Raw genomic sequence first — 26,645 nt, 5'->3', positions numbered from 1 at the left:
AAGCGAGTGATAGCAAAGGTCCCTTGCTCTCTTTTCCGTGCCTAGTGAGTCATGATCGGCGGTGCCGCCGCGACCTCACCGTCGGCCGTGCCCTCCGGCAGCGCGGGCCTGGTCTTCGGCAGGAACGCCGCCGGGATCAGGCACAGCGCGAGCAGGATCATCGACCACAGGAACGTCGTCGAGAACGCGTCCGCGGTCAGTCCCGAAGCCGCTTCGCGCGTCGCCGGGTTCATCACCGCCGCCGTCGCGGCCAGCTGGCCCTGCGCGGTCGGGACGCCGAACTTCCCGGCCAGCAACGCCGCCAGGATGATCGACAGCACCGCCGAACCGATCGCCCCGGCGGTCTGCTGCAGGATGTTCGTCGCCGTCGACGCCTTCGCCATGTCCTGCGGCTTGAGCGTCTGCAACGCGGCCGAAGTGATCGGCATCATCGTCGCGCCCATGCCGAGCCCCATCACGAACAGCGCCGAAAGCAGCAGCCAGTACGGCGTCGCCGCGGTGATCTGGGTGAAGGCGATCAACCCGGCGAGCATCAGCACGAGACCGGGCAGCACGATCTTCCGCGCGCCGATCTTGTCCGCGAAACGGCCCGCGATCGGCATGGTCAGCATCGCGCCGACGCCCTGCGGGGCGAGCAGCAGGCCGGCGTTCATCGCCGATTCGCCGCGTGCCAGCACGAAGTACGTCGGCAGGAGCAGCATCGCGCCGAAGAACGCGACACAGAAGAACGTCATCGTCACCATGGCGACCGAGAACGACCGGTTCTTGAACAGCTTCAGGTCGAGCAGCGGGTTCGTGACCCGGTTCGCCCGGAACACGAACGCCACCAGCAACGCGATCCCGGCCAGCGCGGGCAGCCAGACGTCCACCGCGCCGACACCGCCCGCCGACGGGATGTTCGAAACCCCGAAGATCAGCGCCGCCAGACCCGGCGAGACCATCAGCATGCCGACGAAGTCGAACCGCTCACTGGGTTCCGGCCGGTCCTTCGGCAGCAGGCGCCAGGCCATCGCCATGGTGATCAGGCCGATCGGCACGTTGATGTAGAAGATCCAGCGCCAGCTCACCGCGTCGACCAGCCAGCCGCCGAGGATCGGGCCGCCGATCGGGCCGAGCAGCATCGGCACGCCGAGCACGCCCATCACCCGCCCGATCCGGTGCGGGCCGGCGGCCCTGGTCAGGATCGTCATTCCGGCGGGCATCAGCATGCCGCCGCCGAAGCCCTGCAGGATCCGGAAGACGATCAGCGATTCGACGTCCCAGGCCATCCCGGCGAGCATCGAGCCGATCAGGAACAGCCCGATCGCGGTCATGTAGAGCCGCTTGGTGCCGAACCGGTCCGAAGCCCAGCCGGTGATCGGGATGACCGTCGCCAGGGCGAGCATGTAACCGGTCGCGATCCACTGGATGGTGTCGAACGAGGTCTGGAACTCGATGGTCAGTTTCTGGAGCGCGACGTTGACGACCGTCGTGTCGAGGATCGCCATGATCGCGCCGAGGATGACGACGCCGGCGACCTTGAGCACGCCCGCGTCGAGTTTGTCGCCGCCCGGTGCGGCCGGGCTTTGCGTTGACATGAAAAGTCCGTCCCTGTTACTGAGTGGACGCGACGACCCCCGTGGTCGCGGCTACGGAATCGACGCCCGGCACAGCGCCGGGCCTTCCCCAACCGAGCTTGTGCGTCAAGGCGCAAGCTCGGGTATGTAGCCGAGGGTAGCCGAACACGGGTTTTACCTGCCAACTTTTTCCCTGTATGCGGGCCGAAAGGGCAGACCCGCGTACAAGGTGTCACGAAGAGTGATCAGCAGACGCTGTCCGTCGGGGCCGGATTGCCGAGACCGAACAGCGGCCGCAGCTTGAGCCCGATCCAGGTGCCACCGAGCGCGAAGACGCCCCACAGCCAGCCGTGCAGGCTGCCGACCGAGATACCGCCGAGGTAGGCACCGATGTTGCAGCCGCCCGCCATCCGCGCGCCGACGCCCATCAGGATCCCGCCGAGCACCGCGGCGACGGCGGTCCGCCACGGGATCGAGCTGTGGATTTTCCACGCTCCCGCCGCCGCGGCCGCCACTCCCGCGCCGATCATGATGCCGATGTCGGTGAGGCTGTTCTTGTCCTTCCAGATCGGCCCGGCCAGCGAAGCCGCGTTCGCCTTGAGCCGCCAGAACTCCCACGTCTCGGGGTGCAGGCCGAACACCTGCAGGATCTTGGCGCCCCACAGGCTGAACGCGCTCGTGACGCCCCAGATCCCGCCGGAGACCAGGAAGACCGCGCCCGCCAGCACCCCGAGGACGACGGCACCGACGAGGACCGGCCAGGAACCGCGGTAGATCCGGGCGAACCCGCGCGCGGTCGGGACGACGTCGACCGGCGGCGGGTTGCGGCGCTTCTGCACGAACCGCGTCCCCAGCACGATCGCGGCGAGGACGGCGACGGTGATCACCCACGAACCGAACCAGCCGACGTGGTCGGCGAGCAGGACGCCCTTGAACTCGGGCCAGCCCGACAGCAGCGGATAGGCCCACGTGTAGAGGACCGATCCTGTGATGAAGCCGCCGAGGGTCAGCACGATCGTCGACTGCCCGGAACCGACGGCGAACAGCGTTCCCGACGCGCAAGCGCCGCCCAGCTGCATGCCGATGGCGAAGATCGTCGCGCCGACGAACAGCGCGAGCCCCAGCCCGCCCGCGGTCGGCTTCGGTGTGCTGCCGAAGAGACCGGAGCCGGTGCCCACGATCAGCGCGATCAACGTCGCGGCCGTGCCGAGCAGCAGCGTGTGCGCCCGCAGTCCCTGGCCGTTCCCGACCGCGATCAGCTGGCGCCAGGCCGAAGTGAAGCCGAACCGGGAGTGGAAGAGCGCAAGGCCGAGCAGCAGGCCGAGGATGAGCAGGACCCCGAACTTCGCCCCGTGCGCGGCCCAGACGTACCACGTCAGTCCGACCGCGAGGGCACCCGCGACCGCCAGCGGCACGACCTTGACCGGCTCTTCCGGTCGCGGGACCGGGGCGGCACAGGAGGTCGGGAAGTCGAGGAGCTTCTTCTCACCGGCTTGGGTTTCCGTCGTCGCCACCTGGACTCCAGATCGATCGGCGGGGTGGGGGACGAGCAACGTTAGGACCGGTGACCACCCGATCGCAGCCCGTCCCACACTGTGCGACGAACGGCGGCTCCGACGCGGCCGGATGGCGGGTGGTAGCAAAGGTCCCTTGCTCCCCCGGAATCGCGTGAAGGCCCCCTTCCCGCAGCTGAGCCGAGGGAAGGGGGCCTTCACGCGCTTCGGTTTACTCCGCCGTCTTGATGCAGATCGTGGTCGGCGGCGTCGAATACGTCGCCACCCGCTTGGCTTCGGTGCCCTCGCAGGACGCCTCGTCCGCGACGTTGGCGATCTTCACCAGTTCCGCGTCCTTGGCGGGGTCGGTGCAGGACACCTTCTGGTAGCCGTCGGTCTTCGACATGTAGCCCTTGAGACAGTCACCCTGTCCGGCGTTGGGCATGAGGCACAGCTTGTACGAGATCCGGCCGGACATCGAGATGCTGTCGTAGTCGCCCTCCGGGCAGGATTCGCCGCCGCCCACGCGAGCGGCGATCTTGACGTTCGCCTCCTGCGCGCCGCAATCGGCCTTCTTCGGATCGTCGGCCTTCCGGGAGAACTCGGTCACGCTCAGGCAGTCGCCGGCTTGGGCGCTGCCCGTCCCGGTGACGTAATTGAAGAGGAACAGGCCGCCGCCGATCACGACGACGAGCACCGGGATGGCGAATCTCAGCCAAGTGAGCTTGGACTTCTTGGGTGCAGACGGCTGACCGAAAACGTCGGGCTGTCCCACCGGCATTTGGCCCCCAGGGGCCGGCTGGGAAGTGGTCACCGAGAAACCTCACAGGTGTGAAGAGGAATAAGAACCTCGGTATCAAACACGTACCGTGATCAACCGGATAAACCGGGACCCCGAACGGGTGAAAGCTCCTGGTCGAGGGCCCTATTTGAGGCTCTTCACGCAGACCGTCGAGGGCGGCGTCGAGTAGCTCTTGAGATCGGTCGCTCCCGTGTCGTCACAGGTCACGACACCGTCGACCACTTTCAGGACCTCGGCGTCCTTCGCGCGGTCCGAGCAGGGCACCTTCTGATAAGCCACGCTGTCGGCGAGGAAGTTCTCGAGGCAGTCGCCCTGCTTCGCGTTGATCATCATGCAGAGCCGGTACGAGGCGAACGTCTTGTCGACGGTGAGCTGGTCGTACTCCCCCGCCGGGCACGCGCCGCCGGCGTCGGTCTTCGCGCCGGCCTTCGCGTTGGCCTCGACAGAGCCGCAGTCCGCCTTGGCCGGATCCTCGTCGACGTCGCCGAAGGTGGTGACCGCGTAGCAGTCGCCCACCCGGATGTCGTCCGTGTTGGAGAGATACCCGATGACCCACGAAGACGCGCTGAGCACCACGATCGCGACCGGCAGCAGGATGCCCAGCCAGAACCACTTGGAACGCCTGTGTCCGGTCATGCCAGCAGGGTATTCGTCACCACGGAAAAGGGCGCCCCGATCGCTCGGAGCGCCCTTTCGCGGAGAATCGGCGTCAGTCGTTTTGGAAGTACGACAGCAGCCGCAGGATCTCGAGGTACAGCCAGACCAGCGTGGTCATCAGACCGAAGGCGGCGAACCACGCCCACTTCGACGGCATGCCTTCGCGGATCATCCGGTCGGCCTGGTCGAAGTCGAGCAGGAAGCTGAACGCCGCGACACCGATCACCACGAGGCTGAAGATGATCGCGATCGGCCCGCCGTCGCGCAGCGGGTTGAAGCCGAAGAAGCTGGTGATGAGGTTGACCAGCATCAGGATCGCGACACCGACGACGGCGCCGATGATCCACTTCGTCAGCTTCGGGGTGACCTTGACCGCGCCGGTCTTGTAGACGACCAGCATCGCGATGAACACACCCGCGGTGCCGATGATCGCCTGCAGCGCGATACCGGGGTACAGCGCTTCGAAAAGACCGCTGATCGCACCGAGGAAGACACCCTCGGCGGCCGAGTACGCCAGCGTGAGCGGGCCGCTCGGCTTCTGCTTGAAGATGATGACGAGCGAGATCACGAGGCCGACGATCATGCCGCCGACGAGAGCGCCGATCACGCCGCCGCTGATACCGGTGACCCGGCCCGCGGCGTCCACGGGCAGCTGGCTGATCGCCCAGATCGCGGTGAGCACACCGGTCACCAGCGCGGTGCCGAGGCTCAGCGCCGTCTTGATGACGACGTCGTCGACGGTCATCGGACGGTCGGCGGCGCCGGCGGAGGTCTGCGGAGGGCCGTAGCCGGGCACGCCGCCCTGGGGTTGGTTGAAGCCTACGTTGGGTCCGTACTGCGCCGCGCCACGCGGCAGGTTCCGGAACGCCGGGTTGCTACTGGATCGCACCTGATCCTCCTGGATCTACTGGCACCTGCATCGGGTTCAACGACCGCGTGGGCCGCCCGGTTCCCGTCGAAGTAAAGACGACTTTACTCATAATCGGCGCGACGCCCATCCCCCACACCGTATGCGGCGGAGATCACCGACCGTTCACCGATACCCCACCTGATGACCTCTTGCCAAAACCGCTGATCACAGGCCACCCTCCACGGTGCGTGTTCGGATAATCACCGAAGGCGTGTCGGGGAACCTATCGATCGTGTGGCCTGCGCCGACGTAAATGCGCCGGGGCAGAGCACGGCCAAAGGAGTCAACACACCATGGGGTGGACCACACGCCCGAGCGTGCGTTCGCGCGCCTTGACCAGCCTGATCGCGACGTGCCTGCTAGGCGCTTTGTCCGCCACCGTCGCGGCGACACCGGCTTCGGCCGCCAAGGAGGAGGGCGTCGGCTACCAGGTCACGCCCGGCCAGACGGTCGACAGCAAGCCCAGAGAACGCGACTGGCTCGGCTCGTACGTCGTCAACGGGAAGCACGTGTTCTGCGTCTCCTTCCAGCTGAAGGCTCCGGACACGAACGAGAAGTACAAGCCCGGTGACGAACTCCTCGACAAGTGGGGCGCGAAGCTCCCCGAGGACACCGCCGCCAACATCTCTTACCTGCTGCTCCGCTACGGCGGCACCAAGGACAACGCCGAGGCCGCCGCGCTGGCGCACCTGCTGCACTCGTGGACGTCGAAACCGCGTTCCGCCGACGACCTCAAGCCGAGCCTCCCCCCGGAGAAGGTCGGCTACGACGTCCAGAGTCACCTCGACAAGTTGAAGGCTCAGAAGCCCGACGCCGCCGCGGCCGTCGAGAAGCTGACCAAGGACGCCGAGGCCAACCGCGGTCCGTGGACCACCGCGATCGCGCCGCCGAAGGAAGACCAGCACATCGGCACCGCAGGCGAGTGGACGATCAGCGTCAAGAACGCCAAGGGCAAGGGCGTCTCCGGCGTGCCCGTGCAGCTCACGCCGTCGAACGCGACCGTCGACAACGGCGAGAGCACCAAGCCCGCGTCGACGTCGAACGCCAAGTCCGAGAAGGCCACCACCGTGAAGACCGGCGAAGACGGCACCGTCACGGTCAAGGTGACGCCCACCGGTGACCAGCCGAAGCTGGCCAGCTCGCTTTCCGCCCCCGCGGACCGGCCGTACGTGCAGTTCCCCGTCGAGACCGGCGTGCAGAAGGTCGTGTCGACCGGTGGCGAGAAGGAACTGAAGGCCCAAGGGGTCGCCGTCGTTTCGAAGCCGGGCAAGGTCCAGGTGACCAAGGTCGACGCGAAGACCGGCAAGGGCATCGCGGGCGCCGCGCTGCGGATCACCGCCAAGGACAAGTCCACCGCCGCCGTCGGCCACGACGGCAAGCCGCTCAACGGCGCCGACGGCAAACCCGCCGTCGTCACCACCGAAGGCGAGAACGGCACGGTCACCGTGGAGAACCTGCGGACCCCGCAGGAGATCTGCGTGGTCGAGGTCAGCGCGCCGCCGGGGTACACCAACGCGTTCGACCCGAAGAATCCGCCGTCCGCCTGCGGCGAGCTCAAGCCGGGTGAGACGCTGGCGCTCAAGGTCGCCAACACGCCCAACGAGGTTCCGCGCACCATCCCCGCCGGCGACCGGCCGGTGGCGATGATGCAGGGCACCGTCGAGAACTCGGCGTCGACCGCCGGCATCCTCGGTGTCGGCGCGCTCGCGCTGCTCGGTTCGGTGATGGTGGGCGTGGCCGCGCGGCGGTCTTCGCGACGCTAAGAGGTTCTGGAATGTCAGTACGACGCGGGTTCGCGCTGGGAGCCGTCACGGTCCTGTGCGCGGACCTCGTCGCGGCCTTGATCGTCTGGCCGCCGACGACAGTGGTGACGGGGACGGCTCAGCCCGTCTCCGTCTCCGTCGCGGGCGGCGCGCCCGCCGCGCCCGCGCAGCAAGAGGTCCCTCCCCCACCGGACGTCGTCCCGACGACGCCGACGGCCGCCCCGCCGGCGTCGAAGGAGCCTGAAGCCCCGAAACCGCAAGGCCCGGGGACGATCCGGTTGCCCGCGGGCGGCGCGGCGAAACTCGTGCGCAAGGAACTAGGGCCGGGCGCCGAGCTTCCGGTGCCGGAGAATCTCGGCGAGGTGACCTGGTGGGGCGCCGAGCTGAGCTCGGCCACCGGGGCGAGCGTGTTCGCCGGGCACGTGAACTGGAAGGGCGCGACGGGCCCCTTCGCGGAACTGTGGACCGAGCGGATCGGCGGCGCCGTCACCGTGGTCGACAAGGCCGGGAAGTCCTGGCAGTACAAGGTCTCCCAGCTGATCACGTTGAAGAAGAACGAGCTGCCGCAGCGGGCGGACGAGCTGTTCGGCCAGTCCGGTCCACATCGGATAGTCCTCGTCACCTGCGGCGGCCGCTGGGTCGGCGGGGAGACCGGCTACGCCGAGAACCGGGTCGTCATCGCCGACCCGGTCTAGTTACCCGTGAGTAACTTCACCGGCGCCGTGGTGGTCCTCGCCGTCCTAATGCAGCAGAATGCCGGGGGACGCGGGCGAGCACGGTGAAGGGTGAGGCAGATGGCGACTTTTCTGGTGACCGGGGCGACCGGACTGATCGGGCGCCAGTTCACCCGGCTACTGCTCACCAGGGACGACGTCGACAAGGTCGCGCTCGTCGTCCGAGCGTCCTCACGGGACAAACTCGCGAAACTCGTGAACGCCTGGCCGCATCCCGAACGCGTCACCCTCGTCACCGGTGATCTCGGCGAGCCGCTGCTCGGCGTCGCCGAAGAGGATCGAGAGAAGCTTCGCGGCGTCGATCACGTCGTGCACCTCGCCGCCCTTTACGACCTCACCGCCGACGACGAAGCCAGCATCAAGGCCAACGTCGAAGGCACCGCGCAGGTGATCGCACTCGCCGCCGAACTGAACGCGGGCTGCCTGCACCACGTGTCCTCGGTCGCCGTCGCCGGTGACCACGAGGGCATGTTCACCGAGGAGATGTTCGACGTCGGCCAGCGGCTCGTGACGCCGTACCACCGCACGAAGTTCGAGGCGGAGCGCCTCGTGCGCGAACAGCAGGACGTGCCGTGGCGGGTGTACCGGCCCGCGGTCGTCGTCGGGAACTCCGAGACCGGCGAGATGGACAAGATCGACGGCCCGTACTACCTGTTCCCCGCGATCAGCAGGCTCGCCGGGCTGCCCGACGTGCCGATCGTCGGCCCCGACCTCGGCGACACCAACGTCGTCCCGGTCGACTACGTGGCCGAATCGCTGAACGCGCTGATCACCACGAAGGGGCTCGACGGGCGCGCGTTCCACCTGGTCAACCCGGAGCCCCAGCCGGTCGTCTCGGTCTACAACGCCTTCGCGAAGGCCGCCGGCGCGCCGACCATCTCCGTGCAGCTCAACGAACGCGTGTCCAAGGGCATCGTCAACCTCGTGAAGCTGAGCGAGCACATCCCTGGCTTCACCATCGCGCGCGACGCCGTGATGGAGCGGCTCGGCATCCCGCCGGTGCTGCTGGAGACCATGGCGTTCCCGTCGGTGTTCTCGTCGGCGTCGACGCGCAAGGCGCTCATCGGTTCGGGTGTCGAGGTGCCCCGGATCGAGGAGTACGCGCCCACCCTGTGGCGCTACTGGCGTGAGCACCTGGACCCGTTCCGCGCGCGCAAGCACGGCCCCCGCGGCGAACTGGACGGCCGTCGCGTGATCATCACCGGCGCGTCCTCGGGGATCGGCCGCGCGACCGCGATCAAGGTCGCGGCCGCGGGCGGGGTGCCGCTGCTCGTCGCGCGGCGCCGTCACGAACTCGAAGAAGTGCGGGACGAGATCATCGCCGCGGGCGGCACGGCGTCGGTGTACCCGGCCGACCTCACCGACGAGGAATCGGTGCACAAGGCCGTCGACGCGATGCTCGCCGAGCACGGCCGGATCGACATGCTCGTGAACAACGCCGGCCGCTCGATCCGGCGGTCGATCAAACTGTCGTACGACCGGTTCCACGATTACGAACGCGCGATGGCGATCAACTACTTCGGCGCGGTGCGGCTGATCCTCGCGGTGCTGCCGCATATGTCCGAGCGAAAATTCGGGCATATCGTCAACGTCTCGTCGATCGGCGTGCAGGGAATCGCGCCGCGCTTTTCGGCGTACGCGGCGTCGAAGGCCGCTTTGGACTATTTCTCGCGGATCGCCGCGACCGAGACCCACGGCGACGGAATCACCTTCACGACCATCCACATGCCACTCGTGCGCACACCGATGATCCGGCCGACGAAGATCTACGACGCGTTTCCGACCAAATCCCCGGATCAGGCCGCGGACATGGTGATGAAGGCGCTGCGGGAGCGCCCGAAGCACATCGGCACTCCCGCCGGGCAGGCGATCGGGCTCGCGTACACGCTCACGCCGGGTCTCACGGATGCCGTGGCTTACCAAGGATTCCGCGTGTTCCCGGACTCCGCGGCCGCGGGCGGCGAGGGCGGGCTCAAGATCGGGAAGGGCGAGCAGCATCTGTCCCGCGCGGCGATGGCGCTCGCTCGGCTCAGCCGCGGCTTCCATTGGTGACACTGCGCACACGGGTAGCGGCCGTTCAGGTGAGGGAACGCAGCTGAGAGCCGACACACGTCGGTGAATCACCAAGCCTGACAACGGCGACCCCGGGTACGCAGGTACCGTCGTGGCCATGGTTCCCGAGCGAGACAATGGCCTGTTGCCCCTGCGGCGCGAGTACACCCAGGCCTGGCACGGCTTCGACCGGAACGAAGTGCGCCAGTATCTGGATCATCTCGAAGCCCAGCTGCATCGCGTGATCAGCGACCGCGACGCCGCGATCGCGCAGGCGACCTCGGCCACGCGCGAACTCGAAACCGTGCGCCACGAGGTGGCGAAGCTGAACGCCAGGATCGAGGAACTGAAGAAGCCGCCGGAGCGGCTCGAAGACCTCGACGAGCGGATGCAGCGCACCGTCACGCTCGCGCAGGCGCGCGCGGATGAGATCACGAAGCGTGCCGAAGTCGCCGCCGAGAAGCACTGGGCTTCTTCGAGTGAAGCCTCGAAGAAGCTCCGCGAGCGCTACACGCGGCTCGTCGCCGAGCTGGACAAGCAGGCGGACGCGCTGCACTCCGAGCACGAATCCGCACTTGCCGAGACCCGAGCCGAGGTCCAGCGGCTGACCGTCGAGGCCGCCCAGCGCCGGGAACTGCTGGACAACGAGGCCGAGCGCAAGCGCCGGAAGATCGAGCGCGAGTTCGAGCAGACGATCGCGGCTCAGCGCGCGTCGCACGAGAAGCACATCACCGATCAGCAGACGGCCAGCAAGAACCAGGCCGAACGCCGGATCGCGGAGGCCACCGCGGAGGCCAAGCGCCGCATCGACGAGGCGACGACCGAGGCCAAGCGCCGGCTCGACGAGGCCACGACGACCGCCGCCCAGCGCACGACGGCCGCCCAGCGGAAGGTCGAGCGGCTGGCGGAGATCCGCGAACAGGCCCGCAAGAGCCTCCTGCAGGCCGACGAGGTCCTGAAGGGCAGTGAGGCGATGCTCGCCGCGCTGCCCGAGGAGTCGGTGATCCCGCACGCTTCGAAGCTCGTCGGCGGCGACAGCAAGGCCGAGGAGGCGAAGCCGTCGGGGAAACCGGCCGAGCCGCCCGCGTCGAAGGCCGCCGCTCCGGCCGCCGCCAAACCCGCTCCCGCCAAGCCCGCTCCTTCGGCGCCTGCCGCCGCTGCGCCGAAGAACGGACAGAGCGAGCAGAACGGCGGCCCGAAGTCGAACGGCCAGAAGCCGTCACCGGCCAAAGCAGGCTCCTGACCAGCGCGAAGTAGCAAGGGACCTTTGCTATCGCTCTCTTTTGGAGAGTGATAGCAAAGGTCCCTTGCTCTCTTTCGGCCGTTGTCAGGAGGCGGTGGTGCGTGGCCAGGGATTGGCCGCTTCGAGCTGGGCGGCGAGGCCCAGCAGGAGCGCTTCCCCGCCGGGCGCGGCGACGAGCTGAACGCAGGCCGGGATGCCCGAAGGATGCACGCCGACCGGCACCGACATCGCCGGATACCCCGCGAGATTCCACAGGCCGGCGAAACCCGCCACCCGCAGGGACGGCAGCACGTTCGCGATCCATCGGCTGTCGTGCCACGGGCGCGCCTTGAGCGGGAGAGTCGCGATCATGGGCGTGACCAGGACATCGTGGTCGGCGAAGAACTCTTCGGCACGCTCCAGCCAGCGCTCCCGGGTGGTTTCCCGGACACGCTTGGCCATCAGCCGCCCGAGCCGGACGTGTGTACGGGTCCGGGGCTGGAGCGCGCCGAGATCGAACTCGGCCGCTTGTTCGGCCGGACCCGCGACCCAGCGCGCGAGGAGGCCACCGATCGCTCCGGCGCTGTACCGGGGTGTTCCGGGCGCAACTGTGTGCCCGGCCCCGCGGAACAGCTCTCCGGCCCGTGCGACGGCCCGGCTGAACGCGCGCGGCAGCGGCGCCCTCGTCAACGGGACCTGGGTCGACAGGGCGATGCGGGACCGCTTCGGGTCGCCGAGGTCCGCCAAGCCGGGCTGTTCGGCGAGGACCGACATCAGCACGGCGGCATCCGCGACCGTGGTCGTCATCGGACCGTGCGTGGACAGACCGAACCAGCCGTTCTCCCCCGGTACACGGACCACGCCCTTACCCGGTTTGAGACCGACGATCCCGCACATCGCGGACGGCAGCCGGATCGAGCCCAAACCGTCGGTGCCGTGCGCGATGGGCACCAGTCCGGCCGCGACGGCCGCGGCGCTCCCACCCGACGAACCGCCGGCGGCGTACGACGGGTTGCGCGGATTACGCGCTGTCCCGTCCGGATCGTCGCTCGACGGCCAGATGCACAGCTCCGGCACCCGGGTCAGGCCGACGATCACCGCACCGGCGGCGCGCAGCCGCCGCGCTATCTCACCGTCCTCTGTGGACTGCGTCGACGAACCTGCGCGTGACCCCCACGAGGCGAATTCGCCCTCGATCGGCGCGACGTCCTTGACGGCGACCGGCACTCCAGCCAAGGGCAGATCGGCCAGGTCGGCGCGTTCGGCGACAGCGGCGGCCTCGGCGAGCGCCTCCTCCACCCTGACGCGGCGAAACGCGCCGACCACCCCGTCCGCCGCCTCGATCCGGGCCAGCGCCTCACGTGTCACCTCGACCGGGTCGAGTTCCTTGGCACGCACAGCCGCCGCGATTTCCACTGCCGTCTTGACCATCCCCGCACTGTAGAACGGGCGGCGAAGATCAGCTGCGCGCCGAACAGGCGAACTTCGCCGAGGCCGGTTCGAGCGCCGGGAAATCGGTGCAGCCGTCGAGCCGGGCGCCGTAGCGGACGTCGTGATCCGCCTCGTCGAGCGGGGCGTGAAGAGCGAATCGGACCGGCAGCCCTCTCCGGAGATGACCGGAGATCGCCAAAACCCGCATCCAGAACCGGATCTCTTTGCTCACCACCTTTCTTGTCGGTTCTGGAACGTGTCCTGGCCGCGGCCGAGGGGTCATGTCTGCTCCGTGTCACGCGTTCGGGTCGCGGCCCATCAGTCCGAGCAGCCTGTCCTGCAAGGGCGCGTCTTCGGGCACCTCCACTTCGGGGCCGAAGACGACGATGCCGGGCCCGAAGGCACCCGGGATCCTCATCTGGTCGGGGATCGCCTGCGCCGCCGGCCACATCCGCGCGACCTCGTCCGGATCGATCGTGTCGTCCTGACCGGTGGCCCTGGCCAGATCCCAGCCGTGGATCACCATGTCGGCGCTGACGACCTGATCGATGTGCTGTTCGGCGGTCATCTTCCCCGACGGCGTCTCGTGCTCCGTGGCCGCGAGAACGGGATCGCCGAGGATCGCTTCGACATCGGCGCGAGCCGCCCTGAAAGTGCCCAGCGGATCGTCCAGGAGCGATGGCGCCGGCCCGAGGTCACGTCCGAAGGGGCGCAGGATCACGCCGTGCATGTCGACGATGTGCCCGACGACATCCCTGGCGTTCCAGTCCGCACAAGGCGACTTGCTCTCCCACTGCCCGGCCTCGACAGCGGCGACCTTGCTCTCGAAGGCGTCGGCCCGGACGCGATAACGATCGGCGATGGCGTTCATCGTGTGCCCGCCCCCGCCGGAGCGGCCACGACCTCGGCCAGCTTGTCGAAGCCTTCACCGACGCCCCGCTCCATCCCGGATTCGAGCACGGCGTCCCGGATCCGCTTCGAGTCGTACCGCACCACCTGGGTCAGCGTGGTGACCCCGTCGTGTTCGACCAACGTCAGAGTCGCCAGAGCCTGACCTTCCGATGCTTCACAGTCCTCGTTCGTCTCGAGGGAAACGAGCCTTCCCGGCCGGTCGATCTCCTGGTAGACGCCCTGCAGCAGCATCTCCATCCCGCCGCCGTGGCTCAGCCGGTAGCGCCATCTGCCGCCGACCCGGAGGTCGATCTCGCATTCGACGACCTCGCAGTCGCGTGGCCCGAACCACCGGCGTACCAGCTCGGGTTTGGTCCACGCGTCGAACACCAACGCCCTCGGTGCGTCGAAGGACCTCGTCATGACGATCTCGAGATCGCCGGATTTCGTCACGCTGAGAGTTCGTCCCATCGTGCTGTTCCTTTCCGCTCGTGCGGGTGATCAGTCGGTCTCGCCCTGGCGTTCCTGGTGCCGGATCTCCCCTTCGAGGACGAGATCCAGCTCCGTGAAGGCCTCGTCCCAGTAGCGGCGGTAGCCACCGAGCCATTCGTTCGCGTTCTTCAACGGCTGGGCCACCAGCCGGCACGGGCGGCGCTGGGCATCACGCCCCCTTGCCACCAGCCCCGCCCGCTCCAGCACCTTCAGATGCTTGGAGATGGCGGGCTGGCTCATCGCGAACGGCTCGGCCAGCTCCGTCACCGTGGCCTCACCGCGCGCCAGCCGCGCGAGGATCGCACGGCGGGTGGGATCGGCGAGCGCCGCGAAGGTGACATCGAGCAGATCCTGTGTCACGGTCGCCCGCCTTTCGTTTCACATGTTCGAGTTCTCACGAGCGGCTGCCCTCGGCGCCTACTGCTTCGGTGGATAACCTTGCGGTTCCATAACCATGTGGTAATCTACGGCGGAGCAGATCGAGTTGTCAAGTCCGGACATCCGTTTGACGAGGGCGAACACGGAATAGGAAGGAGGTGAGGCCGGAGATCCGACAGGCGCGCTCAGGGACCAAAGGGCATGCAAGCGCGTACGAAAGGGCAAGTGGGGTTACCGTCGATACCGGCATGGACGACGAACGAAACGAGCCGATGAACTCCGGGCGACCGAAGACGACGAAGCGATGGGCGACCGTCATCCTGGGAGCCGCGACCGTTCTGCTCACCAGCGTGCAGTGCGGTACGGCGAACGACGAAGCCGGGTCCGCGCAGCCGGCGGGGACGGTTCCTCCGCCGAGCAGCAGCGTCGCTCCGGCCCCGCCCAGCTCCAGCAGGCCCGCGCCCTCGCCGTCACCGAGGGTCGAGCAGGCGCCCGCTCCAGGTTGCGAAGCCGTCATCGCCGGGATGAGCCCCCGGCAGCGGCTGGCCCAGCTGGTGGTGGTCGGCGTCAACGCCGGCGACCCGCAGGCGGCGGTGAAGCTGGTCCGCGATCAGCAGGTCGGCGGGATCTTCCTCGGCGGCAACGAGACGGCCCTCCTGCGGAACCGCGCGCTGGACGAGGTCCAGCGTGCGGCGAAGGTCCCGGTATCGGTGGCGATCGACGAGGAAGGCGGTCGCGTTCAGCGGATCGACGCCCTCGACGGTGACATGCCGAGCGCACGGAAGATGGCCTCGACCCTGACGCCGGCACAGGTGCGAGTGAAGGCCGCCGAGCGAGGGCGGCAGATGCTGGCCCGTGGCGTCACCGTCGATTACGCGCCCGACGCCGACATCACCGATCAGCCGGACCGTGACATCGTCGGCGACCGGTCGTTCGGAGCGAACCCCGAAGCCGCGCGCAAGTACGTCCTGGCGTTCGCCCAGGGCTTGCGGGACGCCGGAGTGCAGCCGGTGCTGAAGCACTTCCCCGGGCACGGGCACGCCACCGGCGATTCCCACAAGGGACTGGTGCGGACACCGCCGCTGGCCTCGTTGCGGAAGGTCGACCTGGTTCCGTATCGCGACATCGGCGAGTACGGCGAGATCGGCGTCATGGTCGGACATCTGGACGTGCCCGATCTGACCGGCGGTACACCGTCGACGCTGTCGGCGTCGGCGTACCGGTTGCTGCGGAAGGACTACGCGTTCGACGGCCCGGTGATCACGGACGATCTCGGGGCGATGAAGGCGATCACGTCGCAGTACCCGCTGCCAACGGCCGTACTCAAGGCCTTGCAGGCGGGGGCGGATCAGGCGTTGTGGTCCTCCGGCGGCAACGTCGGCGCGGTGCTGACCACGTTGGAGCAAGCGCTCGCGTCCGGCGAGCTCCCGGCCGCCCGGGTCGACGAGGCCTTGTCCCGCGTGCTCACGGCGAAACGCGCCTGCGGCTGACCAGCCGCGGCCCAGGTCAGGGGCGGTCAGACGGTCGCCCGGCAGGGTGACGTGAAAAGCGGTCCGAAAACTCAATGAACACAATGCTGACCAGGCCGGCGTCAGGAGTGACCCTGATCACCGCCCTGCCGCCCGATCAAGGAGGATCGCGTGCCTGGTCCCACGAAATACCTGCGTCGTCTCGCGCTGGCGGCCGCCGCCGCTGCCGGACTGAGCCTGCTCACCGCCCCGATGGCGTCGGCCACGCCCTCGCCGGTCGATCATCCGGTGCGGACGACCGGCTGCCAGCGTCCGTCCCCGGTCCCCGCCGGGGCGACGACATTGCGGACTTTGACGTCCGGCGGCCTGGTCCGCGAGTACACGGTCCATGTGCCGGCGCAGTACCGGCCTTCACGGCCGTACCCACTGGTGTTGTCGTTCCATGGCCACAAACGGACGTCGAAGTACCAGGAGGAACTGTCCGGATTTTCCGCGTATGACGCGATTTCCGTCTACCCGCAAGGACTTCCGGGCACGGACGGGGAGTCGGCATGGACCGGCGCACCGTATTCGGCGGCCGCTGACGACGTGCTCTTCACCAGCGACCTGCTGAACACGCTCCAGCGTGAACTGTGCGTCGACTCCCACCGGATCTATGCGACGGGCAAGTCGAACGGCGGCGGGTTCGTCGGCGTCCTCGCTTGCCGGATGCCGGGCCGGATCGCGGCGTTCGCCCCGGTCGCCGGCGCGTTCTATCCACAAGGCGGCGAGTGCCACCCGTCGCGCCCCGCGCCGATCCTCGATTTCCACGGCACGGCCGACGCGACGATCCCCTACGCCGGGAATCCCGCCAAGGGTCTGCCGACGCTGCCGGACTGGCTCGCGGCGTGGGCGGACCGGAACGGCTGCTTCCCACGTCCGATCGAGTACTCGCCGAAAGCCGACGTCACCGTCCAGCGATGGCTCGGTTGCTCGCTTCAGCACTACCGGATCGAAGGCGCCGGGCACGTCTGGCCGAGCACCGCGCCGAACAACGACTCCGCCACTCCGACCGTCATCGACGCGACTCCGGTCATCTGGAAGTTCCTGCAAGCCCACCGTCTGCGTTAAGAACTCGTCGATTTCCTTGCCGGACCAGTCCACCTGGCGCTACCTTCGAACTGACTGGATGACCAGATGAACAAATCTGGTCACGAAGTCAGAGACAGGGAGCGCACGTGGCAGAACGTCCGGACCGCACCGCCGGCCGCGCCGATCGCATCCTCGACGCGGCCGGCGTCCTGCTGTCGCGGCTGGGCTATCGCAAGGTGACCATCGAGGACATCGCGAGCCAGGCGGGCATCGGGAAGGGCACGATCTACCTGCATTGGCCCACGAAGGAAACCCTCTTCCACGCGTTGCTCCTGCGCGAATCCCTCCGTGCCGCCGAGAACCTTCTCGATCGGTTGGACGAAGATCCGGCGGAAGTCGTCCCGCACCGGTTCCAGCGCGCCGCTTTCCTTTACACCCAGCGAAACCCGTTGCTCGGCGCGCTCATTACCGGCAACACCGAACTGCTGGGCCGGTTGAAGAAACATCCTCTGCAGGATCAGGACGCGGTCGTGACCGAGCGGTACCTGAAGACGATGACCGACCGGGGCCTGCTGCGCGACGACATCCCGAATCTGCTCTTTTCCCTGCGTGCCTCGGCGCTGGGGTTCTACCTGATGGACAGCTTCACCAGCGACGGCGCCGACCTCACCATCGAAGAGAAGGCCGACGCTCTCGCGCACATCATCCGGACGGCGTTCGAGCCGCCGGAGCCACCGTCCACGGCGAATCTGGCCGCCACCGCGGCCGAAGTGATCCAGGCGTTCCAGGATCTGATCTCTTCCTATCGCGCCTGGATCTACCGGAAGGACGGCCCCGAGGAGCCCGCTTGATCCGCGCTCCTCCACCACGAGAAGAAGGGGGCAAGTCATGACCACGATCGCCGAAACCTGGGGCGTCCACGAAGGCCAGTTCTGGCTTCGGGACGAATTTCCGGCCGAACCGGTCCGTTTCGACCCCGAAACGGGTATGTGGAACGTCTACGGCCACGCCGAGGCGTTGAAGACCCTGAGTGATCCCAAGGTCTTCTCTTCCGACACCACCCGGCTGATCCCCAAGGAGCTCTCGCCGGACAAGGATCTGTTCGTCGAAGGCAACCTGCTCCAGATGGATCCGCCGGATCACAAGAAACTGCGCACGCTGGTGAGCCACGCCTTCACGCCGAAGGTCGTCGCGGATCTCGAGCCGCGGATCGCCGCGCTGACGAACGAGCTCCTCGACGCGGTCGACGGCGCGGACTCGATGGAACTGGTGACCCATCTGGCGTACCCGCTGCCGGTGATCGTCATCGCCGAACTGCTCGGCATCCCGGCGAGCGATCGCGACCTGTTCAAGGAATGGGTCGACACGTTGCTGCGGAACAGCCAGCAGCGGTCGCTGATCAAGCAGACCGAGGAGGACAAGAAGGCCGCCGAGGAAACGGCCGCACAGGTGAAGAACCTGGTGGACTACCTTTCCGAACACGTCGATGACCGGCGGCGGAACCCGCGCGAGGACCTGCTGACCAAACTCGTCGAAGCCGAAGTCGACGGCGCGAAACTCACGCAGAACGAAGTCGTCAACTTCGCGAACGTACTGCTGCTCGCCGGGCACATCACCACGACGATGCTGCTCGGGAACACGGTGCTGTGCCTGGATTCCCATCCGGACGAGTACCGGCGTGTCCGCGAGGACCGGACGCTGCTGCCCGCCACCATCGAGGAATCACTGCGATTCCTCAGCCCGTTCGCGCTCGTCGCCCGCGCCACGACGACCGAAGTCGAACTGGGTGGCCGAACGATCCCGGCGGACAGCATGCTCGGGATCTGGGTCGCGGCCGCGAACCGGGATCCGCGCACCTTCACGGATCCGGGCGTCTTCGATCCGGCGAGGACGCACAACCCGCATCTGGCGTTCGGCCGCGGTATCCATTTCTGCATCGGTGCCCCGCTCGCCAGGCTGGAGGGCAAGACGGCGCTCAACATCCTGCTGGACCGTTTCCCGGATTTGCGCACCGATCCGGCCGTTCCGCCGTCGTTCATCCCCAGCCCGCACATGACCGGGGTGAACGAACTCCAGCTGCTGCTGAAGCCCTAGCGGTCGGCGAACCGGGAAGCGAGCGGGACCACCATGCGCGGAATTCGCTTCCCGGGCGTGTACCGCAGTTCGGTGATGTTGCCGTTCGGCACGACGTACGTGTCGGCGAAAGTGCGGAATCCCCGCATGGCCCGGCTGTCCGGGGCGGTGGTACCGGTCAGCAGTGACCACATGACCGCGCGGATGAAGAGCCCGTGCGTGAAGACGGCGATCGGCCCGGGTTCCCGTTCTCCCAGCCGCGCCAGGAATTCCTGGGTCCGGATGAAGAGGGCGGCGAAGGATTCCGCGCCGTTCACCGCATGGTGCGGATCGGCACGGGACCAGTAGGCCTCCGTGTACGGCTTTCGGGTGGCAGTGGTGGTGACCTGTCCATGGAGTTCGCCGAGAAAAGTGAACTCCTGGACAGGCCACTCCTCACGCTCCGCGCCGGGGAAGCGTTCGATCGTCGGCTCGGCGGTCTGCCGCGCCCGCAAGAACGGCGACGTCACGATCAAACGCGGCGGTTCGGCCAGCGAGTCCGCGATTTCGAGCGCTTGCCGCCGGCCGAGTTCGGTGAGCGCCGAAGCCCCCGGCTCGCAGCCGGGAAGCCCCGCGTTGGATTCGCTTTCGCCATGTCTGATCAGCCACACCCGTGCCACGATCGCCTCCTAGACCCCGTGTGCCAACGACGATCGCACCGAGCGGAGGTTGATCGCGACTTCCAGGATGCGCGATCACCGCGGAAGCGGCGGGATTTTCACCGGCCGAACTGTCCCGGCGATCGTCCCTCGCCCGCGGGACCGCGGTACGCCTGCGCGATGTCGAGCCACTGGTCCGCCAGCGCGCCCTCGGCGCGGACGTCGAGATCGTCGCGGTGACGGCGCCGCGTGACCAGGAGACAGAAGTCCTCCGCGCTCCCGGTGACCCGCTGCCGGGAGTCCTCGGGTCCGAACGTCCACAGCTGTCCGGACGGCGCGGTGATCTCGAATCGGAATTCCTGTTCCGGCGGGGTCAGGCCGCGTGCCTCGTAGCCGAAGTCCCGCACCCGGACGGCGAAGCCGACGAGGTACGCGAGCCGGTCCGTCCGCTCCGGCCGCACTCCCAGCGCGTCCGCGATGTCCTGACCGTGGGCGAACAGTTCCATCATCCCGGCGCAGGCGAGGATCGCCGGCGGCAGCGGATTGACGAGCCACGGGACGACCTGGTCCGCCGGGACCGCGGCGAGCGCCTTGATCCCGGCGTCGCGTTCGGCACGCCAGCGGCCGAGCAGGACCTCGTTGGGGTCGCCGAGGTAGTCGTCGAGGGCCGCGTTGACCGCGGCGTCGAAACCGCGCGCCATCGAGCTCTTCATGACTTCGCCGAACTTCTGCGGCTCGCCCGCGGACAGCCCGGCGATCTTGAAGATGAAGGAGAGATGCGCGAGCTGGTGTTTGACCGACCAGCCCGCGGCGGGCGTCGGCAGCTCCCATCCCGCGTCGTCCAGGCCGGCCACCAGGGCGTCGACCTGTTCGCCCTCCGTGGTGAGGTCCCTGATCACGTTCCGGAAGTCAGTCACCGTGCCGTCCTCTCGCCGTTTTCACCCTCTCGAATGATCCGGTCGCGCCGGGCCGTCGTCTTCTCTTCGCGAGCCCCGTCGAATTCGAACTTGATTCTGGAGCCGGGTCCAAGTTCTACCCTCGCATCATGCGAACCGAAGCGACCAAAGCGCTGACGGCGTTGACCATGTCCGAGGTGACCTCTCGCGCCGGAGTCCGGCCGGACACAGTGCGCTACTACGAGCGCATCGGTCTTCTGCCGGCGCCCGCGCGGACGACCGGGGCACACCGGCGCTACGACGAGGGTGTCATCGACCGGCTGCGGTTCATCCGCGGCACCCAGCGGCTCGGGCTGACGCTGACGGAGATCGGTGACCTGTTGAGCGTGCGCGACACCGGGGTGTGCCCGTGCGAACCCGCCGAAACCATGCTGGAACGCCATCTCGCCGAGATCGAAGCGGAGATGGCCCGGCTCGGCGAACTGCGCGCCGAACTCACTTCCATGCTGTCCGGGATGTCCAGCGACAACTGCGCCGATCCGCTTCCCGGCGCCTGGTGCCCACCTGACCGCGAACCCGAGGGAGGAGGTGGATGACCATGCGTAACGACGACTGGTGCGATTGCGACTGCTGCGGCACCGGCTGCTGCTGACCCGCTTCGGCGGGACCGGCCGGGCGTGACGTCACCCGGCCGGCCATCCGAGGTCAGTCCTGCGGCAGGAGCACCGTCTTGCCGATCCGGTCCTTGCAGACTTCGGCCGAGTAGGCCATCAGGCCGCCCGCCTGCGCGTCCCGGAACAGCCGCTGGATCGGCGAGGTGCGAAGGAAGCCCGAACCGCCGCCCGCTTTCAGCGCCACTTGGGCGACGTCGCGGGCGATGTCGTTCGCGAGCACCTTCGCCGTCATGGTCGCGGGCAGGAACTCCGGCGAGTTCTGATCCGCCAGCCACGCCATGTTCCGTGCGTACATACGCGCGGCTTCGAGACGCGTGTGGACATCCGCGACTTCGAATTGCAGCCATTGCATTCCGGCGAGCGGTTCCCCGGTCGCGGGGATGACACGGCTTCGGGAATGTGAGACCAGCGCGTCCTCCGCCGCGTCGGCGATCCCCAAGGACAGGAAGGCGAGACCCGCCGCGATGTGGTTCGGGCGCCGCTCGGTCGAGGGCGGGCACCTGCGGTCCTCCCGCAAGATGGTCCCCTCGAAGGAGACGAGCTGGCTTCGGCTGGCGCGCAGACCCATCGTGTCCCAAATGGGGACGAAGGTCATCGTGTCGTCCGGCGAGACGCCGAAGAAGGCGGGCGCGCCGCCGACGAGCGCGTTGACCAGGAAGTGGTCGGCGACCTCGCAGCCGGAAACAAAGCGCTTGGCGCCGGTGAGCCGGTACCCGCCGTCGACGGGTTCGGCGACCTGTTGCGGCATCAGGAACATGTTGCCGCTGCTCGGTTCCGAAAGCGCGTTGGCGAACCGCTTGCCGCCGATGAGTTCTTCGGCGTAGAAGCGACCTACGTCGGGGGCGGACAGCTGGGCCAGCCCTACGGCGGCGCCGATGTGCATCACCCAGACACACGCTGTCGAAGAACAGGCCGCGCTGAGGATCCGGACGATCTCGCCGTAGCTCCGATAGCTGAGATCCTCGCCGCCGAACTCCGCGGGCAAGGTCGCCCTGTCGAGTCCGGCCGCGTGCAACGCGCGGAGGTTGGCGATGGGCAGCTCGGCCGTTTCGTCGAACTCGGCGGCATTCGCGGCGAAGTCCCTCGCCAGGTCGGTGACGGTTTCGATCCAGTGACGTTCGTGGGCGGGCGGGGCGAACGGATGGGTCATGACCGCATCATGCCGGAATGGCGAAGGCCTCCCCGCCACCCCGAGAATGGCGAAGGAGGCCTTTCACCGCCCGATCGTCACACTCCGGTGCAGGCGGCCATGGCGAATTCGCCCGAAGCGGTCTTGGTCGAAACCACCGCGCCGTCGACGGTGATCTTGCAAGTTACGGAGCCACCGGTCTCACCCGTCGTGACCGTGAGCGTCCCGCCCTTGTAGACGCCCTTGTTCTCGACTTCCTTGTTCCACGGCAGCGCCGGGACGGTCTCCGTGATGGGGTTGAGGACCTCGCCGTAGATGACCTCGACGTTCGTGGCGTCGCCGGTGATCTCGTAGGACACCTTTGCGGTGCGGTTGATCTCGTCGTTGACCTCGTTGACCGCCGCGTTGAAAACGAAGATCCACACCACGCAGACCACGAGCCCGAGCGCGGACAAGGCGATACCGGTGATGGAGAGCCCCTTGTTGGAGGCTTTCCCGCTCTTGACGCGCATCAGACCGATGATCGAGAAGATCAGGCCGAGGATCACCAGCGGCCAGGCGACGACGCCGACGAACGGGATCGGGGAGAAGACCAGCCCCACCAGGCCGAGGACGAAGCCCGTGACGCCGATGCCGTTGCGGGGCGGCATCGGGCTGGCGGGGGCTTGCGGGGCCGGCGTGTAGGGGGTTTGCTGGGTCACGGGGTTTTCCTTTCCAACGGGATGAACGACGCGGCATACAACCAGCGATCGCGAGGCGCCCGCGTCGTCCTCGGCGCGCGAACCCGTTACGACGAAAGTCGTAATTCACGGGTCGTGAAGGACCGGTTCCGCTGATGCGGCCGGCCAAGCGGGTCTGCGTACGCTCAGCGCATGGCAAGGCGTGTGCTCGGTGTGGTGCTCACCGTGGTGGCGGTCGCGGCGTGCGTGATCAGCAGCATTTTCGTCTTCAGCGCCCAGGGTTATCTTCCGGCGACGCAATCGTTCGACCCGACGTGGTGGTCCACGCTCGGCTTCTTCACCGGGATCGCGGCCGCGGTCATGCTCTGCTGGCGGCACAAATGGCCGGAACTCGTCCTCGGCATCGCCTTGGTACCGCCGCTCTGCTTCCGATCCGACGCGCTGGCCGCGTTGGTCGCCCTCGCCGCCTTGGCCGCGCGCCGCCGCGACCGCGTCCTGTGGGTCGGGTCCGTCCTGGTCTACGTCGCCACCGCGTGGGCGTTGTTCGGCGACGCCAACCGCCATCCCGACGTGACCGTCGCGGGGCAGATCGTCGGAAAGCAGTTCTCCGCCGTACAGCTGATGGGGACGTTGACGGTCGCCGTCGTGATGACGGCCGTACCGCTCACCGTCGGCGTCGTCCGCGGGATGCAGGACACGCTTGCGATCCGTGAGGCCAAGGAAGAGGAACTCCGCGCCGAAATGACCCGCCGCGCGGAACGCACCCGGATCGCGCGCGAAATGCACGACGTCCTCGGGCACCGGCTCTCGCTGCTGTCGCTGCAAGCCGGCGCGCTCGAGGTCAGCAAGGGACCCGCGACGACGGAAGCGGCGAAGACCGTCCGCACGACGGCGCGTCAGTCGCTCGAAGATCTGCGGCAGGTCATCGGAGTCCTGCGCGATGGTCAGGGTTTCGGCGAAAACGGCGAGAACGGAACCCATCCGGAACCGCCGCAGCCGACGCTGGCGGACATCCCCGAACTGGTCGCCAATGCCCGCCGGGCCGGTTTGGGGGTCAACGTGACGATCCTGCTCGACGACGCGGGCGGCGCGCCGGCGTTGCTCGGAACGACCACGTACCGGATCGTCCAGGAGTCGATGACCAACATCCTGAAACACGCTCCGGGTACGACGGCCGAGGTTTCGGTTCGCGGCGGGCCGGGGAACGGGCTCACCGTCGAGGTCGTCAATCCGCTGCCCGCGGCGGCTCCCATCGGCAAGGCGCCGGGCGCGGGCGCCGGACTGACCGGGATCGGCGAACGGGTCACGCTGATCGGTGGGAACGTCAGCGCCGGCCCCACCGAAGAGCGCACATTCGCCGTCCGGGCTTGGCTGCCGTGGGGACACCACTAACCTGTCCGGGTGAACCAGCGCCCACTGCGAGTGCTGCTCGTCGACGACGACCCGCTCGTGCGAACCGGTTTGTCGATGATCCTGTCGAGCACGGGCGACATCGAGGTCGTCGCGGAAGCAGGTGACGGGGACGAGGCCGTGCCGAAGGTGACCATGCACGCGCCCGACGTCGTGCTGATGGACATCAGGATGCGGCGGATGAACGGCCTCACCGCGACCGCCGCCGTCACCGCGCTGCCCAACCCGCCGAAGGTGCTCGTGCTCACCACCTACGACCTCGACGAGTACGTCTTCGACGCGCTCGGTGCGGGCGCCAGCGGATTCCTGCTGAAGGAGGGCTCACCGCAGGAGATCATCGACGCGGTGCGCGTGGTCGCGGCGGGTGAGGCGATGCTGTCGCCGCGGACGACGCGGAAACTCATCGGGCATTTCGTCGCGACAAGGACGAGCCCGCGCCGTCATCGGGCGCGAGCCGGGCTGGGCACCCTGACCGAACGGGAGCGGCAGATCGTCACCGCCGTCGCCCAGGGCGGGACCAACGCCGAAATCGGCGCGGAACTGCACCTGAGCGAGGCGACGGTGAAGACCCACATCACCCGGATCTTCGCGAAACTCGACGCGACCAACCGGGTCCAGCTGACGATCTTCGCCTACGAAGCCGGGCTCGTCGCTCCCTGACGGCTCGTACTCAGCAGCCCGGCGACGACGGTCCCCCAGAGGACCATGGCACCTCCGAAGCCCGGCACCAGCTGCCAGGCCGAGGCCCAGCCCGCGAGCGCCGATACCGCGGCCAGCACGGCGACAGCGCACAACAAGGCGCTCAGCACCAGGAAACGCCGTGAGCCGAACAACTTCGCGAACGGCAGGAAGTGCAGGCCGACCACGAAGAGCACCCACGCGGGCACGGCTTCGGGAACTTCGAAGACCGCCGAAAGCACCCTGGCCCCGGCGAAGATCCCCACCAGCATGAGCAGCACGGCGATCCCGTACCGCTTGCCGAACGGGCTTTCCTCCCGCCCACCACCCGCGGGCAGACCGGCGCCCCGGCGTGCGGCCAGGGCTAGCCAGCCCGCCAACCCAAGCACAGCGGCGACACCGGCGACGACCAGCGGCATCGATCCGCCGGAAACGGAGGATGCGCCGAAGAACCACCACCCAGCACCGAATCCCACGCCGATCGCGGAGCTGATCAGCAAGGTGACCAGGTGCCCCTTGGTGAACTGCGTGTCCGTCATCTCGCGAGCTCGGCGAGCACGGCGGCGGCCTCCTGCGGGTGAACGAGGAACCGGACGTGACTGCTCGCCAGCGACCGCACGTCCGTCGGGTTGTCCGGAGTGAGCGCGTCCGCCTCCTTGATGAACCGGTCCTGCAGCGCGAGCGGCATCGACCGGTCTTCGGTCAGCCTGATGTAGGTGCGCGGGATCCGGCCCCACGTGGCGGCGTCGGCGAGTTCGGTACCCGCGTCAAGGCTCTCGTCCGGTTCGAGCGTGTTGAGGTAGGCGAAGAACTCCTGCTCCGTGCCGTCCTCGATCATCGCGATCTTCAACGCGGCCAGCAGCTCGGGATCGGCGGTGCGCCAGTTCATCCGGAGCGCGCCGAGCTCGGCGGGGTTCGCGACGACGACCCCGCCGACGTTGTTGAGCGCGCTGCTCGCGTACTCGGGCGCCTGCATGTACTCACCCACCGTCGCGTCGACGCAGCACCACGCCGAGATGTAGACAATCCGGTCGATCAGTTCGGGAACGGCGTTCGCGACGCCGGTGAGCGCGAGCCCGCCGCGGCTGTGCCCGACCAGGATGACCGGACCGTGCTCGGCGACCTTGCGCACGACGTCCACCACGTGCTCGACGGCGTCGGCCAAGGTGACGCCCGCCTGGTTCGAGGGCGTCGTCGCCAGCGTTTCGAGGTCTTGCGGTGCCTGGTAGGCGGGGTGGAAACCGGCGGCGAAGCCATGTCCGGGAAGGTCGACGGCCAGTGTGCGGTGGCCGAGCAGGGCGAGCTCGCGTTGCAGCGGGCCCCAGGTGAACGAGGCACTGCTGGAACCATGGATCAGGACGTAAGTGGGAATCACGGTTCGTATCCTGACATCCCGGCTTTGCCCGGGTGACGGCTGTGAGGGCCGGCTCATGGCTCGTCACGTTCCGGGTGGTCCCTTGTCGGCGTTGCCGGACGATCGCATGCCGACGTTCGACATCACCATCGAGTCACGAGGTGTAACACGCGAGCTTCCGTCTACGACCTA

Annotated in this window: 27 protein-coding genes; 11 read left to right on the top strand and 16 right to left on the bottom strand. The window is 68.0% G+C overall.

Annotation, left to right across the window (positions count from 1 at the left end; genetic code table 11):
- Positions 1–41: 41 nt before the first annotated feature.
- The 5 genes from ACIRGA_RS06380 to ACIRGA_RS06360 all read right to left on the bottom strand — a co-directional run bounded on the left by ACIRGA_RS06380 (position 42) and on the right by ACIRGA_RS06360 (position 5,397).
- Positions 42–1,577, bottom strand: coding sequence for a DHA2 family efflux MFS transporter permease subunit (locus tag ACIRGA_RS06380; protein ID WP_400937228.1), 1,536 nt, complete (start codon positions 1,575–1,577; stop codon positions 42–44).
- A gap of 224 nt (positions 1,578–1,801) precedes the next feature.
- Positions 1,802–3,070: a YeeE/YedE family protein gene (locus ACIRGA_RS06375; protein ID WP_400937225.1), complete on the bottom strand. Its 1,269-nt coding sequence runs from the start codon at positions 3,068–3,070 to the stop codon at positions 1,802–1,804.
- 211 nt (positions 3,071–3,281) lie between these two features.
- Entirely contained in the window at positions 3,282–3,863 is a 582-nt protein-coding gene (locus tag ACIRGA_RS06370) for a hypothetical protein (protein ID WP_400937223.1), read from the bottom strand.
- Positions 3,864–3,974: 111 nt separating this feature from the next.
- Positions 3,975–4,487, bottom strand: a complete 513-nt coding sequence (locus ACIRGA_RS06365) for a hypothetical protein (protein ID WP_400937222.1) — start codon at positions 4,485–4,487, stop codon at positions 3,975–3,977.
- Between the two features lie 73 nt (positions 4,488–4,560).
- On the bottom strand, positions 4,561–5,397 hold the full coding sequence (locus tag ACIRGA_RS06360; RefSeq protein WP_400937220.1) for a Bax inhibitor-1/YccA family protein: 837 nt from the start codon (positions 5,395–5,397) through the stop codon (positions 4,561–4,563).
- A 314-nt stretch (positions 5,398–5,711) separates the two neighbouring features.
- Here ACIRGA_RS06360 and ACIRGA_RS06355 point away from each other — a divergent pair, with 314 nt between their 5' ends.
- The 4 genes from ACIRGA_RS06355 (at position 5,712) to ACIRGA_RS06340 (ending at position 11,210) form a co-directional block, all read left to right on the top strand.
- Entirely contained in the window at positions 5,712–7,181 is a 1,470-nt protein-coding gene (locus ACIRGA_RS06355) for a SpaA isopeptide-forming pilin-related protein (protein WP_400937217.1), read from the top strand.
- Positions 7,182–7,192: 11 nt separating this feature from the next.
- On the top strand, positions 7,193–7,876 hold the full coding sequence (locus ACIRGA_RS06350; RefSeq protein ID WP_400937214.1) for a class F sortase: 684 nt from the start codon (positions 7,193–7,195) through the stop codon (positions 7,874–7,876).
- A gap of 99 nt (positions 7,877–7,975) precedes the next feature.
- Entirely contained in the window at positions 7,976–9,967 is a 1,992-nt protein-coding gene (locus tag ACIRGA_RS06345; protein ID WP_400937212.1) for an SDR family oxidoreductase, read from the top strand.
- A 118-nt stretch (positions 9,968–10,085) separates the two neighbouring features.
- Entirely contained in the window at positions 10,086–11,210 is a 1,125-nt protein-coding gene (locus tag ACIRGA_RS06340; RefSeq protein ID WP_400937210.1) for a cell division protein DivIVA, read from the top strand.
- Between the two features lie 84 nt (positions 11,211–11,294).
- On the opposite strand, the gene ACIRGA_RS06335 is transcribed toward ACIRGA_RS06340, so the two are convergent.
- From ACIRGA_RS06335 to ACIRGA_RS06315, 5 genes are all read right to left on the bottom strand, one after another.
- On the bottom strand, positions 11,295–12,620 hold the full coding sequence (locus tag ACIRGA_RS06335; RefSeq protein WP_400937207.1) for an amidase: 1,326 nt from the start codon (positions 12,618–12,620) through the stop codon (positions 11,295–11,297).
- Between the two features lie 28 nt (positions 12,621–12,648).
- Positions 12,649–12,852 carry a hypothetical protein gene (locus ACIRGA_RS06330; RefSeq protein ID WP_400937205.1) on the bottom strand — a complete coding sequence of 68 codons (204 nt, stop codon included), beginning with the start codon at positions 12,850–12,852 and terminating at the stop codon, positions 12,649–12,651.
- Positions 12,853–12,915: 63 nt separating this feature from the next.
- Positions 12,916–13,491 carry a TIGR03086 family metal-binding protein gene (locus tag ACIRGA_RS06325; protein WP_400937203.1) on the bottom strand — a complete coding sequence of 192 codons (576 nt, stop codon included), beginning with the start codon at positions 13,489–13,491 and terminating at the stop codon, positions 12,916–12,918.
- A complete protein-coding gene (locus ACIRGA_RS06320) occupies positions 13,488–13,982 on the bottom strand; it encodes an SRPBCC family protein (RefSeq protein ID WP_400937200.1) in 495 nt (164 codons plus the stop codon). The genes ACIRGA_RS06325 and ACIRGA_RS06320 overlap by 4 nt, the downstream gene beginning before the upstream one ends.
- 30 nt (positions 13,983–14,012) lie before the next feature.
- On the bottom strand, positions 14,013–14,363 hold the full coding sequence (locus ACIRGA_RS06315; protein WP_400937197.1) for an ArsR/SmtB family transcription factor: 351 nt from the start codon (positions 14,361–14,363) through the stop codon (positions 14,013–14,015).
- Between the two features lie 266 nt (positions 14,364–14,629).
- On the opposite strand from ACIRGA_RS06315, the gene ACIRGA_RS06310 reads away from it, so the two are divergent.
- From ACIRGA_RS06310 to ACIRGA_RS06295, 4 genes are all read left to right on the top strand, one after another.
- Entirely contained in the window at positions 14,630–15,871 is a 1,242-nt protein-coding gene (locus ACIRGA_RS06310) for a glycoside hydrolase family 3 N-terminal domain-containing protein (protein ID WP_400937195.1), read from the top strand.
- 150 nt (positions 15,872–16,021) lie between these two features.
- Entirely contained in the window at positions 16,022–16,960 is a 939-nt protein-coding gene (locus tag ACIRGA_RS06305; RefSeq protein ID WP_400937193.1) for an alpha/beta hydrolase family esterase, read from the top strand.
- Between the two features lie 107 nt (positions 16,961–17,067).
- Positions 17,068–17,772, top strand: coding sequence for a TetR/AcrR family transcriptional regulator (locus tag ACIRGA_RS06300; RefSeq protein ID WP_400937191.1), 705 nt, complete (start codon positions 17,068–17,070; stop codon positions 17,770–17,772).
- A gap of 37 nt (positions 17,773–17,809) precedes the next feature.
- Positions 17,810–19,015, top strand: coding sequence for a cytochrome P450 (locus ACIRGA_RS06295; RefSeq protein WP_400937189.1), 1,206 nt, complete (start codon positions 17,810–17,812; stop codon positions 19,013–19,015).
- On the opposite strand, the gene ACIRGA_RS06290 is transcribed toward ACIRGA_RS06295, so the two are convergent.
- Both ACIRGA_RS06290 and ACIRGA_RS06285 read right to left on the bottom strand, forming a co-directional pair.
- On the bottom strand, positions 19,012–19,653 hold the full coding sequence (locus ACIRGA_RS06290; RefSeq protein WP_400937187.1) for a histidine phosphatase family protein: 642 nt from the start codon (positions 19,651–19,653) through the stop codon (positions 19,012–19,014). The genes ACIRGA_RS06295 and ACIRGA_RS06290 overlap by 4 nt on opposite strands.
- 98 nt (positions 19,654–19,751) lie before the next feature.
- Positions 19,752–20,549 carry a TIGR03084 family metal-binding protein gene (locus ACIRGA_RS06285; protein WP_400937184.1) on the bottom strand — a complete coding sequence of 266 codons (798 nt, stop codon included), beginning with the start codon at positions 20,547–20,549 and terminating at the stop codon, positions 19,752–19,754.
- 128 nt (positions 20,550–20,677) lie between these two features.
- Here ACIRGA_RS06285 and ACIRGA_RS06280 point away from each other — a divergent pair, with 128 nt between their 5' ends.
- Positions 20,678–21,124, top strand: coding sequence for a MerR family DNA-binding protein (locus ACIRGA_RS06280; protein WP_400937182.1), 447 nt, complete (start codon positions 20,678–20,680; stop codon positions 21,122–21,124).
- A 109-nt stretch (positions 21,125–21,233) separates the two neighbouring features.
- Here the strand turns inward: ACIRGA_RS06280 and ACIRGA_RS06275 are convergent, their stop codons facing one another.
- On the bottom strand, positions 21,234–22,352 hold the full coding sequence (locus tag ACIRGA_RS06275; protein ID WP_400937179.1) for an acyl-CoA dehydrogenase family protein: 1,119 nt from the start codon (positions 22,350–22,352) through the stop codon (positions 21,234–21,236).
- A 77-nt stretch (positions 22,353–22,429) separates the two neighbouring features.
- A complete protein-coding gene (locus ACIRGA_RS06270) occupies positions 22,430–22,981 on the bottom strand; it encodes a DUF4190 domain-containing protein (protein WP_400937373.1) in 552 nt (183 codons plus the stop codon).
- 222 nt (positions 22,982–23,203) lie between these two features.
- Here ACIRGA_RS06270 and ACIRGA_RS06265 point away from each other — a divergent pair, with 222 nt between their 5' ends.
- Positions 23,204–24,403: a sensor histidine kinase gene (locus ACIRGA_RS06265; RefSeq protein ID WP_400937177.1), complete on the top strand. Its 1,200-nt coding sequence runs from the start codon at positions 23,204–23,206 to the stop codon at positions 24,401–24,403.
- A 30-nt stretch (positions 24,404–24,433) separates the two neighbouring features.
- Positions 24,434–25,081: a response regulator transcription factor gene (locus ACIRGA_RS06260; protein WP_350576663.1), complete on the top strand. Its 648-nt coding sequence runs from the start codon at positions 24,434–24,436 to the stop codon at positions 25,079–25,081.
- Here ACIRGA_RS06260 and ACIRGA_RS06255 read toward each other — a convergent pair.
- Together ACIRGA_RS06255 and ACIRGA_RS06250 are read right to left on the bottom strand one after the other, a co-directional pair.
- Entirely contained in the window at positions 25,054–25,638 is a 585-nt protein-coding gene (locus ACIRGA_RS06255) for a DUF7010 family protein (protein WP_400937175.1), read from the bottom strand. The two genes, ACIRGA_RS06260 and ACIRGA_RS06255, sit on opposite strands and share 28 nt — an antisense overlap.
- On the bottom strand, positions 25,635–26,474 hold the full coding sequence (locus ACIRGA_RS06250) for an alpha/beta fold hydrolase (RefSeq protein WP_400937173.1): 840 nt from the start codon (positions 26,472–26,474) through the stop codon (positions 25,635–25,637). The genes ACIRGA_RS06255 and ACIRGA_RS06250 overlap by 4 nt, the downstream gene beginning before the upstream one ends.
- Between the last annotated feature and the right edge of the window lie 171 nt (positions 26,475–26,645).

The sequence above is a fragment of the Amycolatopsis sp. NPDC102389 genome (assembly GCF_044765885.1).
Classification (GTDB): Bacteria; Actinomycetota; Actinomycetes; order Mycobacteriales; family Pseudonocardiaceae; genus Amycolatopsis.
The sequence above is the reverse complement of the archived record's forward strand: the minus strand, read 5'-3'. Positions and strand labels throughout refer to the sequence as shown.